Origin of the sequence: Leclercia sp. M-A074-M, assembly GCF_965195605.1 — a bacterium.
GTDB lineage: Bacteria > Pseudomonadota > Gammaproteobacteria > Enterobacterales > Enterobacteriaceae > Enterobacter.
Map to the genome: position 1 here is coordinate 60959 of NZ_CBDAHM010000014.1, position 15551 is coordinate 76509.

A 15551-nucleotide genomic window follows, 5' to 3' on the forward strand; every position below is an offset into this window, starting at 1 on the left:
TTGATAACGATCACGAAATCAATTTTTTGCCTTTTTCGTATGATTCTCACGTATTCCGGACCCTGAGATGAGGCGGGGCAGGCGCGCCCTGTCCTCAGATCAGGATCGTTCCGGACCGGGCAGTAGCACCGTCAGCTAGGAACGCGGTGAGTTGCATATGCATGGCGGAAACGTAGCATGAGGGCTGCAAAACATATTCAGGATGAGCTGACGTTCGTTGGATGAACAATTTTGTTATCACTTTCATATATTGTTCCTTCAGTCACAATAATCCCCTAGTTGCAGCAATCCTCCTGAATTTATGCTTTATCAGCAATAATCTCTTTCTTCTTCCGCTGAGATCCGAAAAATACCATAACCGGAGATTTAAATTTCATCGATACTGACAAGGCGTTAAACACAGGAATTATCGATTGGTTCTGTTTTCTAATGTTATGCCGCAAACCAGCTGCCCATGCAGTCAATACCGATGCACCTGCGTGGCTTTTCAGGGAGATAAAGTTATGGCCGATCCAGTCAACCTGCAGACCGATGTGGTCAGGCAGCATACGGTTCCCCGTTTTTTACTGAAGCATTTCAGTACGCCGGGAAAGGGTAAGCGGCAGCGTTTATACGCCTTTGACAAGGCTGTCGGGCGCGCCTATGCCACCACGCCGGATGATGCGACCGTCCGCAACACGTTCTACAACCTCGATAATCACCCGGACCGTCTGAGTCTTGAACCACTCCTGGGGATTTACGAGCACCACGCGGCACCGGTAATTGCAGCCCTGCTGGCGCACAGGGATATTCGCAGGCTGACACATGACGAACGCTACAGGCTGGCCGTGTTTGTTGCCGTGCAGCGCGCACGAACCTTCGGCGAACTGGAGCGTATCTCAGGCATGATTTCGGTGCTTACCGATAAGATGGAGGCAATCGGTTCGACTAAAGAGCAGGCCTTGGAAACCCTGGGCCTGTCGTCCGGGGGCGATACCAAGGATATTTTTCTGCGGCAGCTCGTCCAGCAGATGTCACATATTGATCACCTGCTGAAAAAGGACTGGTACCTTCTGGAAACCAGGCCAGAACGTCCGTTTTACGTATCAGACAATCCCGTAGTGCTTAAGAACAGCAATGACTTCGGGGCGTACGGTAATCTCGGACTGGCCGTACGCGGCATAGAAATCTATCTGCCCCTGTCATCGACGCTGATGCTGGCCATGTATTGCCCTTCCATCCGGGAAAAAATGATTCGAGATAAGCAGAATCTTCAGCTACTCATGGCCAGAGCCCCGTACCGGATCCCGCGTCACATGCGCCCGTTTGAAATGCTCAGTCATCTCAACACATTTACAGACTATCTTCTTATGCCGCTTACCCCGGAGCATGTCACGCACTACAACGCGCTGCAGGTGGAGTACGCAGAGCAGTACGTGTTCTGCAGTGAAAACGATTTTTCTCTGGTTGAGAGAATGCTGGCTGCTGATGATCGTTACCGCACAGGCCCGCGGTTTACGTTGTAGGGTCACGCCAGGCGTTTGCTATCATGTTCCATGGGCAAGAAAAGCAGGCAGGCGAAAGCGGCAGTGGCCACAGGGACCACCGCCGTAAGGAGATGGCGAATATCTGTTGACATTCGCCATCCGTTCGTGTAGCGTTGCGGCTCTTACTTAGATAGAGTAAACTTTCGGTAAGCGGCTCCAACCACTTTACCGATACCCCAGAGCAGCCCGCTCTTTACTGGCGTGATCCAGAGTGCCGAAACCGCAAATTTCGACACAATAAAGGCCTTAAGCCAGGGTACTACAGCCCAGACCACCGCGGCACAGAGTCCCACGTAAGCCACCAGAAGCAAAATACAGAGACACGCGCTCCAGTATTGCTTCTGTCCGATGTGCCCCCAGGCACTGACGGAAAGGTTTTTAGCGGTGGTGATAATCGCCAGAACAAAAGCGATTTCAGTCTGGAATGGGAATAAAACCGTTCCCTCGGTGTCTTTCAGAAAATCCATATATCCTCCAATGGATGGTTGTTGTTAACACTGATGTGTTGCCTGTGATCATGGTTCTGACCTCATTTTTTGATTGAAAAGGCACCCGGCGCCTCACACGCGTGAACGCTGTTGATACCGTACAGAATGTTTTCTCTTTCAGCCCCGCTATGATGTGTTCATTCGCATCCTCCTGTTTGTCATCCTGATTTTAAGCTCGTCCCGGGTGCTCCCCGGAAAAAAATCCAAAAAAAATCCAGGCCGGAATGGTGATGACCAGTCTGGCGGGAAATAAACGGATTTGTTGGGGTGGAGCGGGACGGAACGATACTATGTAAGTAAGGTTAACAGAAAACTCACACTATGTCAAGGCGCAGTTTTCCATTAAAGTTACTATAGCATAGTATTGTTGGTGTATTTTTAGCAAAAAGTGCTATTCATTCCTCTCTGTACATCTATTTTCGGCCGTACCGTGGCAGCCAGGCTAATACATTTTTCAGGTTTTTGCCCCCTGCCCCCTCAGAGTACCGCCACGAACAGATGGGTTGCGGTGCCCTGCCTGCGACAGGTAAACGGACCTCCCGCTGTTCCGGCTGACAACCGGCATTTACGGCCACTCCGGCTGAAGGCCGACTTGAGGGATTTGGATGTCTCCCGCAGCGCATCCTCAAGGCCGGTGTTCAGGCTGAGCATCACCACCGTCCCGACCGGGCGACGGGCGATCTCCGCGAAACTCTCTCCGCCGGTGACATAGCGGCTCTGTCGTCCTTTCATTGCACCCTCCTGATGATGCAGTTGTGCCCGCAGAGGCGGGTTCGTTACAGCAGGTTATATTCCACCACTTTGATCAACGCCTGAGCGACATCCGGTAGCGGGGTGGGATTCTGGTCTTCTTCCATGCCGTTGGTGTAAAGATGAAGCTCACAATTCCCGTCCACAAAACGGAAGGCCTGATCCCATCTGTCGGGTTCGGCGCTGATCAGTGCGCTGTAGCCCGGGTCGGCGGAAAAGCGGCGGCCTTCAAGCTCGGGAAACGGAATGTTCCACATCTGTAGGGCGTAATTTTCGGGGAGAGTCAGAGCAACACGCCACGCGCCGTAGGCGTAGTCTTCAGGGCGGTAGATACGCACGGTGATGTCATCCTTCGTCCAGCGGTAGCCGGAGAGGACAGGAAGCTTTTTCAGGACACGGATGGCCTCGATATCCTGGTAAAAGCGGTGTTTTTTCTCCTGCAACTGCGAGTAAAAAATCCTGTTCCAGGCACGGTCAATGGTTTCCCTGTCCCGGCCGGCGATCTCGGCAAACAGGGAAAAGGTCAGAGAGATCCCGCGCGGGATCTTTTTCCAGCCCTTAAGCACCTGGTCGGCACGTGCGTGCAGGAAGGGCGTGTTGGTCAGCACCACCCGGCGAAGCTCCTCTTCCGTTGAGATCCCGAGCAGCTTCTGGTATTCCTGGTTCCAGCGGGTGATGTAGTGGCTTTGGTAGCGTTTCTCCATGACCTCGGCGCCCAGATAACTGGCCAGCTCGTCATCAAGAGAGGCGATGAGCGGGTTTTTCAGGGCGAAACTGTCGATGACGTCCCGGAAGCTGTCTTCCAGGAACTCACGTAGAAACGTCGCCTTTGGCTTACGCGCATGATTTGCCAGGTCGGTGATCACCCGGTCAATGTCGGCAGGAATGTTCCGCAGCGTGTACGTTACGCTCTCTCCACCGTCGTTTGTCATGTCATGTTCTTTTTCACTCATCAAGTGTACCTTTTCACGGGAGGGTGCATTACTGCAATTCTTATACATTATCCTGGGATTGAGGGTGTTTAAATACTGCAAAGCATATGTTTTTATAATTCGTATGCTCCACTGTATATTTCCTGTTCACCGTCTTTTCTGAGATCCGAAAACTCCCGGTCCCGGATCTCCTGATCGTCACTCCCCGCCCGCCGGCCCGGAAACACAAGATGTGCCACACCATCAGCTGCGACTTCTTCCATATGTTGTGTTTCAGGCCCTGATCGTGACCTGTGGCTCAGCGGCAGAAATGGGCGCTTCGCTTATTTTGCCGGCGTGGTACACTTCCGGAAAGTCGCGATTCGACAGAAACTCGGATCTACCGGAAACGACCATCCGGTAATTTAATTGCGTGGTTATATGGCTGCTTATTATCAGGCCAGAAATTATGACGGCAGGAAAAATTCTGTGTCGTGACTGTCAGGTGCTTCGGTGAGTTATGGTTACGGATCGGGACTATTTAAATTCTATCATTGTAATGGGAGCTATTCTGGAGTCTGAATGACAGCGTATGAATTGGTAGATATGTTGATCAATGATGGCCATTCCTCCGTCTGGTTTTATCGAGCAAGATTATTGACTGATGAAGATGAAGTGTCGGTGATGTTTCTGCTTCAGCAAAACGGTGAGGAAGTAGCACGGCGTATCTATGCTCAGGAGGTGAATGGGTGGAGGCAGACTTTCTCTCCTAAAGCACCTGTTTTCCCGGTGGTGCCTGTAAATGCTTTTCATGTTGATATGACTGACCCTGCCACAGCCAGCTGGGACATCGATATGCATGATTCCGAGTATGCTCAGATGGATTCCATTCAGGAGAGAATAAAATGAGATGCTCAGTGGCGGGATTTATCAATTCGTAGAACCGGACTGAACCGACAAATATCAGGATGAAAGCATAATGAAGACAATTAAGGAGATCGCAAGCCGGTTAGGAGTTATGGTTGTTATTGTCGGCACGACTTACGGGGTCAGCGCCGCAACTCGGGAAGAAATGCAGCGGCTCGATGAGGCCTACCCGCCTGGCAGTGTGGTCGTCTGCCACTCAGACCTTCCGGGAGACGGAAAACTCAGCCTACCCACAACAATGATCTCGAGGGGAAAGGTCGAGTCCAAGGAAAATGGTCATACCCTCTTTAGCGTTTCCGTCACTTGGCGAACTCCGGGTGCGAAAGGAAGCGATGCCGGTGATCTGATACTGACGTTCAGGATGAACCAGCGCAGCGATGAGAAAGGGCTGTATACACTTATAGATCCTGAAAGCATGGCTGTCACAATGTCTGCTGCCGGGCCTGCCGGTGAAGAAGCGGTACTGAAGGGATTCCGCAGCCGTTTCGGCGGCACTGAAAATTTCGCTCCTTACAGCCAGACCGAGATCACTGAGTTTCCGGCGTATATCACCCGTAATCCGGGCGAGGCGCCGTCCTACTGCCGGAAGGAAGTCCGTGATCATGCCTGATGATCCCTTCACCCTGACCAAAGTCGTCAAATGGTCAGGTAGAGAACCTGAAGCCGGGGTGTAATGAAAGGTTTGAATATCAGCGCCCGTCAGGAAAACGATACCGGTATACCAAGGAGAACAATATGAACAAGGTTAGTCTGCATGAGATCCATGCCAGTGTGATTGCCGATGAGATAGTGGCACTGTTGACCCTATGCCAGCAGCTGCAGTTTGAGAAGAACGGCAGGGAGAGGCCGTCACCGGAACAGTATTCCCGCGATGAGGATGAGTTTGCGGATCGGATAAGGGCGGCATGCAGTCATGCCATGTTGCTACGCCAACTGCTGCCGATGATGCACGGCATGAGTGCCATCGGCGCAGAGCTTGAACGCCGCGGGGACATTCATGTTGCCGTCGGGGAAGATTACGTGCAGAAGGCACTGGCACGACTTATCGAGGAACACCTGCCCATTAAGGACAACAAACAATGATGCCGGCAATACCTAGCCATGGCATTTCGTTTTCCCCCGCGCAGCTGCCGGTGGCCATAGACTATCCGGCCGCGCTCGCCTTACGCCAGATGGCTCTCATTCAGGACGAACTGCCAAAATATCTGCTGGCGCCGGAAGTCAGCGCCCTCCTCCACTACGAGCCCGATCTGCACCGTAAAATGTTGCTTGCGACGCTGTGGAATACCGGCGCGCGTATCAATGAGGCTCTAGCCCTGACCCGGAGTGATTTTTCCCTGGCTCCGCCCTACCCGTTTGTGCAGCTGGCCACGCTCAAACAGCGGGCTGAGAAAGCGGCAAGAACGGCAGGCAGGACTCGCGCCGGCAGTCAGCCCCATCGACTGGTGCCGCTGTCGGACAGCCAGTACGTCAGTCAGCTGGAGATGATGGTGGCCACGCTGAAAATTCCGCTGGAACGCCGGAATAAACGCACCGGCAGAATGGAAAAGGCACGCATCTGGGAGATCACCGACCGGACGGTCCGGACCTGGCTGAATGAAGCGGTGGAATCGGCCGCTGCCGACGGAGTGACGTTCTCCGTGCCGGTGACCCCGCATACGTTCCGCCACTCCTACGCCATGCACATGCTCTATGCCGGTATTCCACTGAAAGTTCTGCAGAGCTTGATGGGCCACAAGTCAATCAGCTCGACGGAGGTTTACACGAAGGTTTTTGCGCTCGATGTCGCAGCGCGCCATCGGGTGCAGTTCCAGATGCCCGGGACCGAGGCGGTGGCAATGCTAAAAAGAAATGGGTAAGACGGCATTACTATCTAAACCTAACTGACCCGTCCGCCGGGATTGGCTTGCCATATTAATCTGATTTCCTGCTCTTTCCGGCTTCCGCTTTAAATCGGAAGCTCATATATGGACCGCTTTAGTATGCCCCGCGGTCTGTCTATGAGTGCAACATCGTTGCCGTTCAGTCTTTTTCCTGCAAGATATAGTTCATCAATTAAAAACCTTGTTCGTTTAATACCTTGTAATTATTACAAACTACCTGGACTCCTTTACCTTAAGCTCTACCGAACCATTCCTTAGAAGTAGATTTATTTTGACGAACACCCTGATCGTTAAAGTACGTAATACCCAGATTGTACTGCGCATCTGCAGCAACCTGCGCTGCGGCTTTTTCATACCAGCCCCGTGCCTAGCTGTAGTCCTCTAGCTGTAGTCCTGGTGCACATCTAAGCCCTATTCGTACATAACTACAAGGTTATACTGCGCGTTCACCTTGCCCTGCGCAGCGGTTTTTTTTTAATATGTCCCGTTCGTCAGTAACCCGCTTCAGCTCTTTCTGGAGTCGGCGGATCTCGGCCTGAGCATCTGACTGCTCTTTGTCGGTGGAAGAGTCCAGCCCGTATTTCTTTATCCTGGCATAAAGACTATGTGGGTAGTGATATCGAGACATGTTGCGACACTGGAAACAGAATGGCCACGATCAACAACCTGTTTGACTGCTTCGATTTTAAACTCTTCAGGATAACGCTTACTGCTCATGTGCATCTCTCTTTAAGCCATTTTTAATGACTCTGAGGTGTCTTTTAAACCCATGGCGATTCACCCAGTTGAATGGTTGTGACCGTGGTCCCAGTTGAATGGTTGTGACCGTGGTCCCAGTTGAATGGTTGTGACCGTGGTCCCATTTAAATGGTTGTGACCGTGGTCCCATTTAAATGGTTGTGACCGTGGTCCCATTTAAATGGTTGTGACCGTGGTCCCAGTTGAATGGTTGTGACCGTGGTCCCATTTAAATGGTTGTGACCGTGGTCCCATTTGAGTGGTTGTGACCGTGGTCCCATTTGAGTGGTTGTGACCGTGGTCCCATTTGTGTGGTTGTGACCGTGGTCCCATTTGAGTGGTTGTGACCGTGGTCCCATTTGTGTGGTTGTGACCGTGGTCCCATTTGAGTGGTTGGGAGCACGGTCCTGAAAAGGCTAAAGCAGGAAGATTACTACCGAATCAATGCTTGTTTTTCTTCGTAGCTAAAAGCTCAAGCATTTCTTCAAACTTCCCAATGTTTTCCTCGGAAAGCTTGGAACGATCAAGGCTGATAATCACTTTATTTCCTTTATACCGCACTGTTGCTCCAGGAACGAACTCGTGCTTTTCAGGAGCCTGATTTAATTTCTTGTTGGGATCTTTAAGCAACGCTGTAAGAGATTGAATTATTTCATCAGCCTCAAGTATAACCCCCGCTTTTCTTTTCCCTGATAACTCAGATGCTCCCTCAAGTAGAAGAGCTTCATTTTCAGAAAAGATTTTCTGTAAGTTTTCGCCAGCTCTCGCGGAAAGTTCGCCAGGATGAGAGAAGAGTGCGATGACATCTCTTGGTAACTTAGAAGTATTAATGCATCTGGTTATGATTTTTCTTGAGATGTTTTCAGCGTCAGCCAGGGCAGAAATATTCCCATTAAACTCATTAGCTAAACGCTGGGAATATCGCTTACCTCTTTCATAAGCACTCGTAGGCCTGTAATCATTTCCAAGTTTACATAAAGCATCCATCTGTTCGTCATCAAGGGTGCCGACAAGTATGCGATATTCAGTAGATGTCAGAATGGCAGTCATGCGACGGCGGCTGCCATCGGCAACTTCTATATGACCGTTGACCTTACGACCAAATGCCGGATTTTGCTGGCCAGACAGTAAAAACGATGGGATGAGATCGTCTAAGGAATCTTCTGTTAAAAATGCCTGATCACGTTCATTACCAGCCCAGACCTTTGTTGAGCTGGCAACATCTGCACCAAGGATGGTCTCGAGAACAAACTTCACTTCTCGTCCACAGACGGGAAGGGTAATAGTATTGCCCTTTGCCATAGCACCCACTCGAGCAATGAGTGTATCAACCATAGGAGCTGCAGGGGCTGTTACAGTAGTCGTAGGAGCAACTGATGGGGTAGATTTAGGGATGATAGGTGGGCGTTTCATTAACGGATCTCCCAACGAGGTTTAATGAGACGGTCAAAGATTTCATTACAAACCGGCTCCCAAATTGCGAGTGCATTCCTCCATGCTCCTGTAGAAGAACGCTGATCAATAGCTTGTTCGAACACAGTTCTCATTCGAATCTGCCCTTTACCTACTTCATCCGTTTCACGCACTACGTTTTTGAGCACCATGCTTCCCCATGCATCCCTTATTTGCTCTTCCATCCATGGCGACTGGGAACCGTTATTATTATTGTATTTAGTAAGCAGGATCCTGACATCTGGCTCGAACCCCTGGAGATCTACGTTTTTCAACAAATCCCTCAGCATGTCGAAAAATTGCAGGGCAGAGGTATAGTCAAAGAGTTCTGCAGGCGTAGGAACTAACAACACATCTGCAGCACAAACAACGTTAATTGTGCCGATACCAAGGTTAGGAGCACTATCGATAACAACCACATCGTAATCATGGGCTACCGTTTCAATGGCCAGCCTTAGCATCATGTGAGGTTCTGTCGGCAGCTTTCCTTCGTCAAAACGTCCCATCAACTCAGTTTCAATACGATGTAAGGCCAGACAAGAAGGGATGATATCAAGGCCAGGCCAGCATGTTGGTTTTACCGCATATGAAGCATCATCTCGTTCACCGAGATAGAAGGGGAGTAGAGTATCTTCAGAATGAATATGTAAATCAGGAACCCAACCATGGTACATCGAGGCCGTACCCTGCGGATCGTTGCCTTCGACTAACAGTACGCGAAGCCCTTTTAAAGCCAAATCCTGAGCAAGATGAACGGAGACAGAAGTTTTATAAACCCCACCTTTATGAGCTGCAACACCGATTACCGGAGGTAAGCTTTCATCTGGTCGGCGAAGACGGGTACCAAACACATCTCGCATATGATTTATTTGCTCGATGGTATAGCCCACACGCTGTTCTACGCGTCCTCGCAATTCCATATCTGGATGCGGCAATCGTCCTGCTTTTTCAGCGTCACGAATAGCCTGGGATGATACACCGATCAGATCGGCTGCCTCACCAACACGCCACCGGCGGGTTATTTTCCTTGCTTCAGGGCTATCATCATTAAATTGAGCAATTGCGATGGCTTTCGTCATCTCATGGCCAGCTGCAATGCATTGGTTAAGCGTATCCATTAATCCCATTCGAAACTCCTTTAATCAACTTTGCATCATTATATTAAATCTTGAAAAAACAAGCAAAGCAACGAAAAACCTGCAAACCTGCTAAAAAAATGCAAAGCGCATCAAATCCTGCAAAGTTGATAACTTTTTAAACAGAATCCTTCATCAAAATTAGAGGGTTAAGAAAGTTTGAATATTACTGGGCAATAGTTAACCACAAAGCCCTCCAAAAGGAAGGATTTCTTTATCGTATCCCGAACGCCCTTTGCCTCATTGATGCAGACGTAACGCCGAATACATGAGGGCAGGGCGGCTAAAAAAGCTCTCATAAAATCATACCGTGCGATACGTGCATGTAACGTTCATGCACACATCACTTACATGTATTGGGAATTACATTCGTGACAGCCAGAATGATAAAGGTGGGTCATAGCATGCATAAAGTGTGTCGCAACATGCTAAGAAAAACGATCATCAGAGTATCTAAAAAAGGTGGGTATAAACATGTAAAAAGTGGGCAGCGATATGCAAAAAGTGTGTCGCAGCATGCGGAGACATTGAAGTTGCGAAAAAATCAACCTATCAAAAGCGGCATGAAGGCTAAAGCTCAACGATTACATGTTGTGACACACCTAAAATCACCCTGCGACCCACCATTGCTGGATCGTCTGTATAATGTGACCCACCTTCTATGACGTCAATTCTTTGAGTTTTTTGTTTCGCTTATGAATCAACACCGTTAGATTTCGGCCATCTTTCACAATGGAATATTCAATATAGCCAATATCTTGTAGTTGCTTAAGTGCAGCCTTAATCAGGCGGTTCTGCTCCTTTACTGGAGAGGTCAAATTCAACCGCTCAATGATGCGATCAAATCGAATTGGGGCAGGGTTATCGGGCAGACTGGCAATGTAGGTATAGAGCGTCTGAGCAACTTCTTTACCTTTAAGCATATGATAGGGACGCTTACGCAGAAGGATGTTGTAGTCAATCTGATACAGTTCATGAAGGCGCTCATCGGCCTGGAGCGTGATTGTATCGGACTCTCTCGTATACTTACCGCTCTTAAGGAGCTGGGTAAAAAATTTATCTCCAGTATTCTTACTGTTGAATTGAACAGTCTTGGTACCAATACGGGTAAGAGCATCAAAAATGGTGTCTCGCAGACGTTTGTTAAACTGGCGCGAATCATACTGGCACAACGCGGCAAACTCAGTGAAAGGCAGCTCGATGGTGTTTGATTTTAAGCCGTATTTACTGAAGGCTCCAATAATGCCCATCCAGACACTAAAGTCCGTTGATATGTTAAGTCGCTCGCCAAAGATCCTGACTTCGTCGTAACCTTCCTTACGGGCGAATTCAAGCTGTGAGAACGAGGAAGATACATCTATACCGGACTTCTGCCCCTTAGGAATTGCACGGCTGGCAGGAACAAAGACACCCAGCCGCAGTAGAATCGCTGGCTGAACTGATGAATTGTTTGTGACTGTTAATTGGTGTACCTCTCCTTCATTTGTAATTTGGGAGGGTATAAAATTGTTATCAGTCATATAGTTACACCACTGTGTTGAGAATCCATTCGAGGTTATCCACAGAGGGTGGATAGTTCGTTATTTTACATGCTGCGACACACCATTTTGCATGTTATGACACACCATGAGCATGATGTCACCCACTTTGATCATGTCATGACACACTAATCACATGTTATGACACACTCATTGCATAATGTGACACACCCAAATCCTCTGAGTGCCTTGTCTGGCGTGGCCTACAGCGATCGGGGATCTGTTTGGAACTATATGGATCCATTTAGGATCTTCAATAGGATCGTGTTATTGGATCTAACCGATGTATATGTTGATAACTTTTTGAAATCCGAGAGGATGAAAGGGGAGGAAGCGTAGATTACATAGTGCCACTGACAGCCTTCACTTTGCAGACAGGCATGAATTAACCCTTACCCAGAAGCACGTTTTACTATCATCTTAAAGCACTACGCTCTCCGGAAAAATATGATGAAATAAATCGTCGAATCAGCTAGATATATGATGAAAACCAGGGCCGTTATGACTATCGACGGGTAACGCTGGCGCTCATAAGAGAGGGCGGGCTAATCAACCATAAAGTGGTTCAACGCCTGATGAATGCTCTTGATCTTAAAGCCGCTATCAAAGTAAAGCGCTATACTTCCTGGCGTGGCGAACGTGGCTATGCTGGTGATAAACTCCTGCAACGAAACTTCAAAGCCAGTCGGCCTAATGAAGAATGGGTCACAGATCTCACCGAGTTCGCCGTCAACGGCCGCAAACTCTACCTTTCTCCGATCATCGATCTCTTCAATAACGAAGTCATTTCCTACAGTATCTCAGAACGCCCGACAATGCCGATGATTGACGACATGTTGATTAAGGCATTTGCCAGAATGGATGCAAACAGCAAACCAGTACTTCATTCAGATCAGGGCTGGCAGTACCGGCATCGGTGGTATCAGTATCAGTTGCGGGAGTTTGGGGTTCTGCAAAGCATTTCCCGCAAAGGAAACTGTCTGGACAATGCCTGCGCTGAGTGCTTTTTCGGGACGTTAAAATCAGAATGCTTCTACACCCGTAAATTCAACGATGTTGATGAGCTGAAGGTTGTTCTTGAGGATTACATTCGTTACTACAACACGCGGCGAATCAGCCTTAAATTTAACGGCCTCAGCCCGGTTGAATACCGCCTGAAGACCTACCCGCTGCGGCTTTAGCCACGTTATCCTGATTTCACTGGGCGGTCTGATGTTGACAAGGGCGTTACGCGGCCTGACGGCCCTCAGCTGTATTGATACCAGCCCTGTTATTGCGGGGCGTTTCTGATGTTCCGGACACGGCCAGGCTGAAATGAACAGCATTCAAAATGAGCAAAAAGTGCTTTTCGTAAAAAATTTACAAATCTTTTTTGCAGGAAAACATGCCTCTAATTCGCAACAGGAAGCCCGGAGAGCGATTCTTCGTTACGCATAAGGCCAATTGTGTTTCAACAGTAAAAACTGTTTCTGAAGCCTTTGGTTGCGAATAGTGGGCTATTAACGCGTACTCCCGTAACGCTGAAAAGTCATGAATAGCTATGAATAGCAGTGACCTTGCAGGTAAAGGTCAGGTTTATTACTATTCAGACATCGATACTGACCGGAACCACTCAGCACTGGTATGTTGATGGGGTATTGATGTCGGAGAGTAATCTCCCCCAGCCTAAGAGCGGGATATCCAAAGACACAGACCGGAACCCAACAAGAGTGGATAACATCGATGATCTACTCTGGTGAAAAGGCGCTGATATCAGCGCCTTTTTGCTTTTCTGGACGTGTAAACCGTCTGTCCATTCAGTCGCAGATGTGCGACATATGCAAATTTCATGGGCCTACTCTTTGGTATGGAGTGTCGTCCCCACTGATTGACTTCATAAGCTGATACAACATAAAGCTTTAAGCCGTTCGGGTGGCCATTGTCCTTACGCAAGTCAAAGAAGATCGCATAGTCATTAACCTCCATATAATGATACATCTCATTGTTTCCCTTATTGATATGGGGAACAACGTAGGAGGTCAGCAGATTTGTTGAAAGCATCTGCGGCAGGTTAAGGCTGGCAGCATATCTGTCAGCACAGAAAAATCGATCCGGTGGAATTTCCGGTCCGTTTCCTTTCTGATCAGAAAATACATGATTGCTGTAGTTGATTGTTATCTGTACGGGGTCAGGGATATTGGCGATTTCTGCCATAAACGTCAAAGGCGCGAGGTGCTTCATACAGTAGCTTTTTCCATTAAAGGAAAGATTTTTATGCGCGCCTTTCACTGTTATCCCTTACGAATCCAATGGAGCGGGAATTGTATCACAACCCCATGCGGGGCAGATGCGCCCGAGATGTAAAAGATGTGATAGGGTACGCGCATGGCCGGCCTCACTGGTTGTTATCCTGAAGAGGCTAACCATGGTTACTATGTTTCCCTATCAGATTTTGGCCTGATTTACCCGTGCGGACAGTGCCTGATGACTTTCCTTACGTTCGCTGTATCGGTCAGCCAGATAATCAGTCTGCCCTTTCAGGAGCAGGGTGATCTTAAATAATTCCTCGGTGACGTCGACGATACGGTCATACCAGGAAGAGGGTTTCATTCGTCCGTTCTCATCGAATTCCTGCCACGCTTTGGCCACTGAGGACTGGTTGGGGATAGTGAACATCCGCATCCAGCGTCCCAGAATGCGCATCTGGTTCACGGCATTGAAGGACTGCGAACCGCCGCAAACCTGCATTACCGCAAGCGTTTTACCCTGTGAAGGACGAACTGCGCCTTCACTTAAGGGGATCCAGTCGATTTGTGCCTTCATAACCGCGCTCATTGCCCCATGCCGCTCCGGCGAGCTCCACACCATCCCGTCACACCATCTGACTAGGCCGCGTAATTCGGTGACCTTAGGGTGCGTGTCCGGTGCATCATCCGGCAGGGGTAAACCGGAGGGGTTAAAGAGCTTTACCTCCGCGCCCATCGCCGTCAGCAGGCGACCGGCTTCTTCCGCGGCAAAGCGGCTGTAGGAGCGTTCCCTTACTGAGCCATACAGGATCAGAATCCGTGGCGGCTCCTGCAGGTGCAGGCGTTCGGCAATGTGTTGATCAAAGCATTCGGTGTTCAGGGCAGGAAATTGGTCCATTTTTCTCCTCCGGAGAGAACAGATGATTTCAAAGTTAATATATATGATTTAACATATATGTATTCTAAAGGGAATGGAGTGATAAATGCTACAACCTGCTCAGCTTTTCAAAATCCTGTCGGATGAAACACGGCTCGCTATCGTCATGCTTCTCCGGGAGTCTGGAGAACTGTGCGTCTGCGATATCTGCGCGGCCACCTCCGAATCGCAGCCCAAAATCTCGCGACATATGGCTATCCTGCGCGAGGCCGGGCTGGTACTTGACCGTCGTGAAGGCAAATGGATCCACTATCGTCTGTCACCCCACATACCGGCATGGGCAGCTGAGACAATCACGACATCCTGGCAGTGTATGCGGGAGGATGTGCGTGGATGGCTGGATAAATCAGCCTGCACCTCCTGCTGAGAAAGAAAAACACATTTACATAATCATATATGATGGAGTCTGAGATGCTTCTGGCAGGGAGTCTGTTTTTACTGACGCTGGTACTGGTGATCTGGCAACCCGGAGGCCTGAGTATTGGCTGGAGCGCGAGTATCGGGGCAGTGCTGGCGCTGGGAACCGGTGTCATCCATATCGCTGATATTCCCGTTGTCTGGAATATCGTCTGGAACGCGACAGCGGCATTTATTGCGGTCATCATCATTAGCCTGCTGCTTGATGAGTCCGGCTTCTTTGAATGGGCCGCACTGCACGTCTCCCGCTGGGGTAACGGACGTGGCCGCCTGCTGTTCACCTGGATAGTCTTGCTTGGTGCCGCTGTTGCTGCGTTGTTTGCCAATGACGGCGCCGCGCTGATCCTGACGCCGATTGTGATTGCGATGCTGCTCGCACTGGGGTTCAGCCAGGGCACGACACTGGCCTTTGTCATGGCCGCAGGATTTATTGCAGATACGGCCAGCCTGCCACTCATTGTTTCTAACCTGGTGAATATCGTCTCGGCGGATTTCTTTGGTCTGGGCTTTACGCAGTACGCCTCCGTTATGATCCCCGTGGATGCGGCAGCGATTGCGGCCACGCTGGTCATGCTGCATCTCTTCTTCCGCAGGGATATTCCGGCAACGTATGACGTTTCGCT

The 15551-nt window shown here is 49.5% G+C and carries 15 protein-coding genes and 3 pseudogenes; 8 read left to right on the plus strand and 10 right to left on the minus strand.

The window, feature by feature from the left end; genetic code table 11:
• The first annotated feature begins 503 nt into the window (after positions 1 to 503).
• Complete coding sequence (locus ACOKCT_RS21380) at positions 504 to 1505, plus strand: DUF4238 domain-containing protein (protein WP_172693853.1); 1002 nt, start codon at positions 504 to 506, stop codon at positions 1503 to 1505.
• Positions 1506 to 1648: 143 nt separating this feature from the next.
• On the opposite strand, the gene ACOKCT_RS21385 is transcribed toward ACOKCT_RS21380, so the two are convergent.
• The 3 genes from ACOKCT_RS21385 to ACOKCT_RS21395 form a co-directional block, all read right to left on the minus strand.
• Positions 1649 to 1993: an abortive infection protein gene (locus ACOKCT_RS21385; protein ID WP_172693852.1), complete on the minus strand. Its 345-nt coding sequence runs from the start codon at positions 1991 to 1993 to the stop codon at positions 1649 to 1651.
• A gap of 498 nt (positions 1994 to 2491) precedes the next feature.
• Positions 2492 to 2746 carry a hypothetical protein gene (locus ACOKCT_RS21390; RefSeq protein ID WP_172693851.1) on the minus strand — a complete coding sequence of 85 codons (255 nt, stop codon included), beginning with the start codon at positions 2744 to 2746 and terminating at the stop codon, positions 2492 to 2494.
• Between the two features lie 44 nt (positions 2747 to 2790).
• Entirely contained in the window at positions 2791 to 3717 is a 927-nt protein-coding gene (locus ACOKCT_RS21395) for a hypothetical protein (protein WP_172693850.1), read from the minus strand.
• Positions 3718 to 4257: 540 nt separating this feature from the next.
• Here ACOKCT_RS21395 and ACOKCT_RS21400 point away from each other — a divergent pair.
• The 4 genes from ACOKCT_RS21400 (at position 4258) to ACOKCT_RS21415 (ending at position 6461) form a co-directional block, all read left to right on the plus strand.
• The gene (locus tag ACOKCT_RS21400; protein WP_159340475.1) at positions 4258 to 4584 is read left to right on the plus strand and encodes a hypothetical protein; all 327 of its coding nucleotides are present in this window, start codon (positions 4258 to 4260) and stop codon (positions 4582 to 4584) included.
• Positions 4585 to 4654: 70 nt separating this feature from the next.
• A complete protein-coding gene (locus tag ACOKCT_RS21405; RefSeq protein WP_159340474.1) occupies positions 4655 to 5212 on the plus strand; it encodes a hypothetical protein in 558 nt (185 codons plus the stop codon).
• 125 nt (positions 5213 to 5337) lie between these two features.
• Positions 5338 to 5685, plus strand: coding sequence for a hypothetical protein (locus ACOKCT_RS21410; RefSeq protein WP_172693849.1), 348 nt, complete (start codon positions 5338 to 5340; stop codon positions 5683 to 5685).
• On the plus strand, positions 5682 to 6461 hold the full coding sequence (locus ACOKCT_RS21415) for a site-specific integrase (RefSeq protein WP_159340472.1): 780 nt from the start codon (positions 5682 to 5684) through the stop codon (positions 6459 to 6461). The genes ACOKCT_RS21410 and ACOKCT_RS21415 overlap by 4 nt, the downstream gene beginning before the upstream one ends.
• A gap of 256 nt (positions 6462 to 6717) precedes the next feature.
• Here ACOKCT_RS21415 and ACOKCT_RS21420 read toward each other — a convergent pair.
• From ACOKCT_RS21420 to ACOKCT_RS21440, 5 genes and pseudogenes are all read right to left on the minus strand, one after another.
• Positions 6718 to 6801, minus strand: a pseudogene (locus ACOKCT_RS21420) (hypothetical protein); the annotation flags it as partial.
• A 147-nt stretch (positions 6802 to 6948) separates the two neighbouring features.
• Positions 6949 to 7202 (minus strand): annotated as a pseudogene (locus ACOKCT_RS21425) (transposase); the annotation flags it as partial.
• A gap of 462 nt (positions 7203 to 7664) precedes the next feature.
• Positions 7665 to 8636, minus strand: coding sequence for a ParB/RepB/Spo0J family plasmid partition protein (locus tag ACOKCT_RS21430; RefSeq protein ID WP_159340471.1), 972 nt, complete (start codon positions 8634 to 8636; stop codon positions 7665 to 7667).
• A complete protein-coding gene (sopA, locus tag ACOKCT_RS21435; RefSeq protein WP_159340470.1) occupies positions 8636 to 9802 on the minus strand; it encodes a plasmid-partitioning protein SopA in 1167 nt (388 codons plus the stop codon). The genes ACOKCT_RS21430 and sopA overlap by 1 nt, the downstream gene beginning before the upstream one ends.
• A gap of 668 nt (positions 9803 to 10470) precedes the next feature.
• Entirely contained in the window at positions 10471 to 11331 is an 861-nt protein-coding gene (locus ACOKCT_RS21440; protein ID WP_159340469.1) for a RepB family plasmid replication initiator protein, read from the minus strand.
• Positions 11332 to 11741: 410 nt separating this feature from the next.
• Here ACOKCT_RS21440 and ACOKCT_RS21445 point away from each other — a divergent pair.
• Positions 11742 to 12530: pseudogene (locus ACOKCT_RS21445) on the plus strand (IS3 family transposase); the annotation flags it as partial.
• Positions 12531 to 13101: 571 nt separating this feature from the next.
• Here the strand turns inward: ACOKCT_RS21445 and ACOKCT_RS21450 are convergent.
• Together ACOKCT_RS21450 and arsH are read right to left on the minus strand one after the other, a co-directional pair.
• The gene (locus ACOKCT_RS21450; protein ID WP_032664851.1) at positions 13102 to 13617 is read right to left on the minus strand and encodes a hypothetical protein; all 516 of its coding nucleotides are present in this window, start codon (positions 13615 to 13617) and stop codon (positions 13102 to 13104) included.
• A 156-nt stretch (positions 13618 to 13773) separates the two neighbouring features.
• On the minus strand, positions 13774 to 14472 hold the full coding sequence (arsH, locus tag ACOKCT_RS21455; protein WP_172693873.1) for an arsenical resistance protein ArsH: 699 nt from the start codon (positions 14470 to 14472) through the stop codon (positions 13774 to 13776).
• Positions 14473 to 14557: 85 nt separating this feature from the next.
• Between arsH and ACOKCT_RS21460 the strand changes: the two genes are divergently transcribed.
• Together ACOKCT_RS21460 and ACOKCT_RS21465 are read left to right on the plus strand one after the other, a co-directional pair.
• Complete coding sequence (locus ACOKCT_RS21460; RefSeq protein ID WP_420193860.1) at positions 14558 to 14878, plus strand: transcriptional regulator; 321 nt, start codon at positions 14558 to 14560, stop codon at positions 14876 to 14878.
• A 44-nt stretch (positions 14879 to 14922) separates the two neighbouring features.
• A partial coding sequence (locus ACOKCT_RS21465; RefSeq protein ID WP_420193861.1) for an ArsB/NhaD family transporter occupies positions 14923 to 15551 on the plus strand: 629 nt, incomplete at its 3' end.

What these genes read in the sequence shown, in the direction of transcription:
- ACOKCT_RS21380 (WP_172693853.1), top strand. Translation starts at nt 504, where the DNA reads ATGGCCGATCCAGTCAACCTGCAGACCGATGTGGTCAGGCAGCATACG.
- ACOKCT_RS21385 (WP_172693852.1), bottom strand. Translation starts at nt 1,993, where the DNA reads ATGGATTTTCTGAAAGACACCGAGGGAACGGTTTTATTCCCATTCCAG.
- ACOKCT_RS21390 (WP_172693851.1), bottom strand. Translation starts at nt 2,746, where the DNA reads ATGAAAGGACGACAGAGCCGCTATGTCACCGGCGGAGAGAGTTTCGCG.
- ACOKCT_RS21395 (WP_172693850.1), bottom strand. Translation starts at nt 3,717, where the DNA reads ATGAGTGAAAAAGAACATGACATGACAAACGACGGTGGAGAGAGCGTA.
- ACOKCT_RS21400 (WP_159340475.1), top strand. Translation starts at nt 4,258, where the DNA reads ATGACAGCGTATGAATTGGTAGATATGTTGATCAATGATGGCCATTCC.
- ACOKCT_RS21405 (WP_159340474.1), top strand. Translation starts at nt 4,655, where the DNA reads ATGAAGACAATTAAGGAGATCGCAAGCCGGTTAGGAGTTATGGTTGTT.
- ACOKCT_RS21410 (WP_172693849.1), top strand. Translation starts at nt 5,338, where the DNA reads ATGAACAAGGTTAGTCTGCATGAGATCCATGCCAGTGTGATTGCCGAT.
- ACOKCT_RS21415 (WP_159340472.1), top strand. Translation starts at nt 5,682, where the DNA reads ATGATGCCGGCAATACCTAGCCATGGCATTTCGTTTTCCCCCGCGCAG.
- ACOKCT_RS21430 (WP_159340471.1), bottom strand. Translation starts at nt 8,636, where the DNA reads ATGAAACGCCCACCTATCATCCCTAAATCTACCCCATCAGTTGCTCCT.
- sopA (WP_159340470.1), bottom strand. Translation starts at nt 9,802, where the DNA reads ATGGGATTAATGGATACGCTTAACCAATGCATTGCAGCTGGCCATGAG.
- ACOKCT_RS21440 (WP_159340469.1), bottom strand. Translation starts at nt 11,331, where the DNA reads ATGACTGATAACAATTTTATACCCTCCCAAATTACAAATGAAGGAGAG.
- arsH (WP_172693873.1), bottom strand. Translation starts at nt 14,472, where the DNA reads ATGGACCAATTTCCTGCCCTGAACACCGAATGCTTTGATCAACACATT.
- ACOKCT_RS21460 (WP_420193860.1), top strand. Translation starts at nt 14,558, where the DNA reads ATGCTACAACCTGCTCAGCTTTTCAAAATCCTGTCGGATGAAACACGG.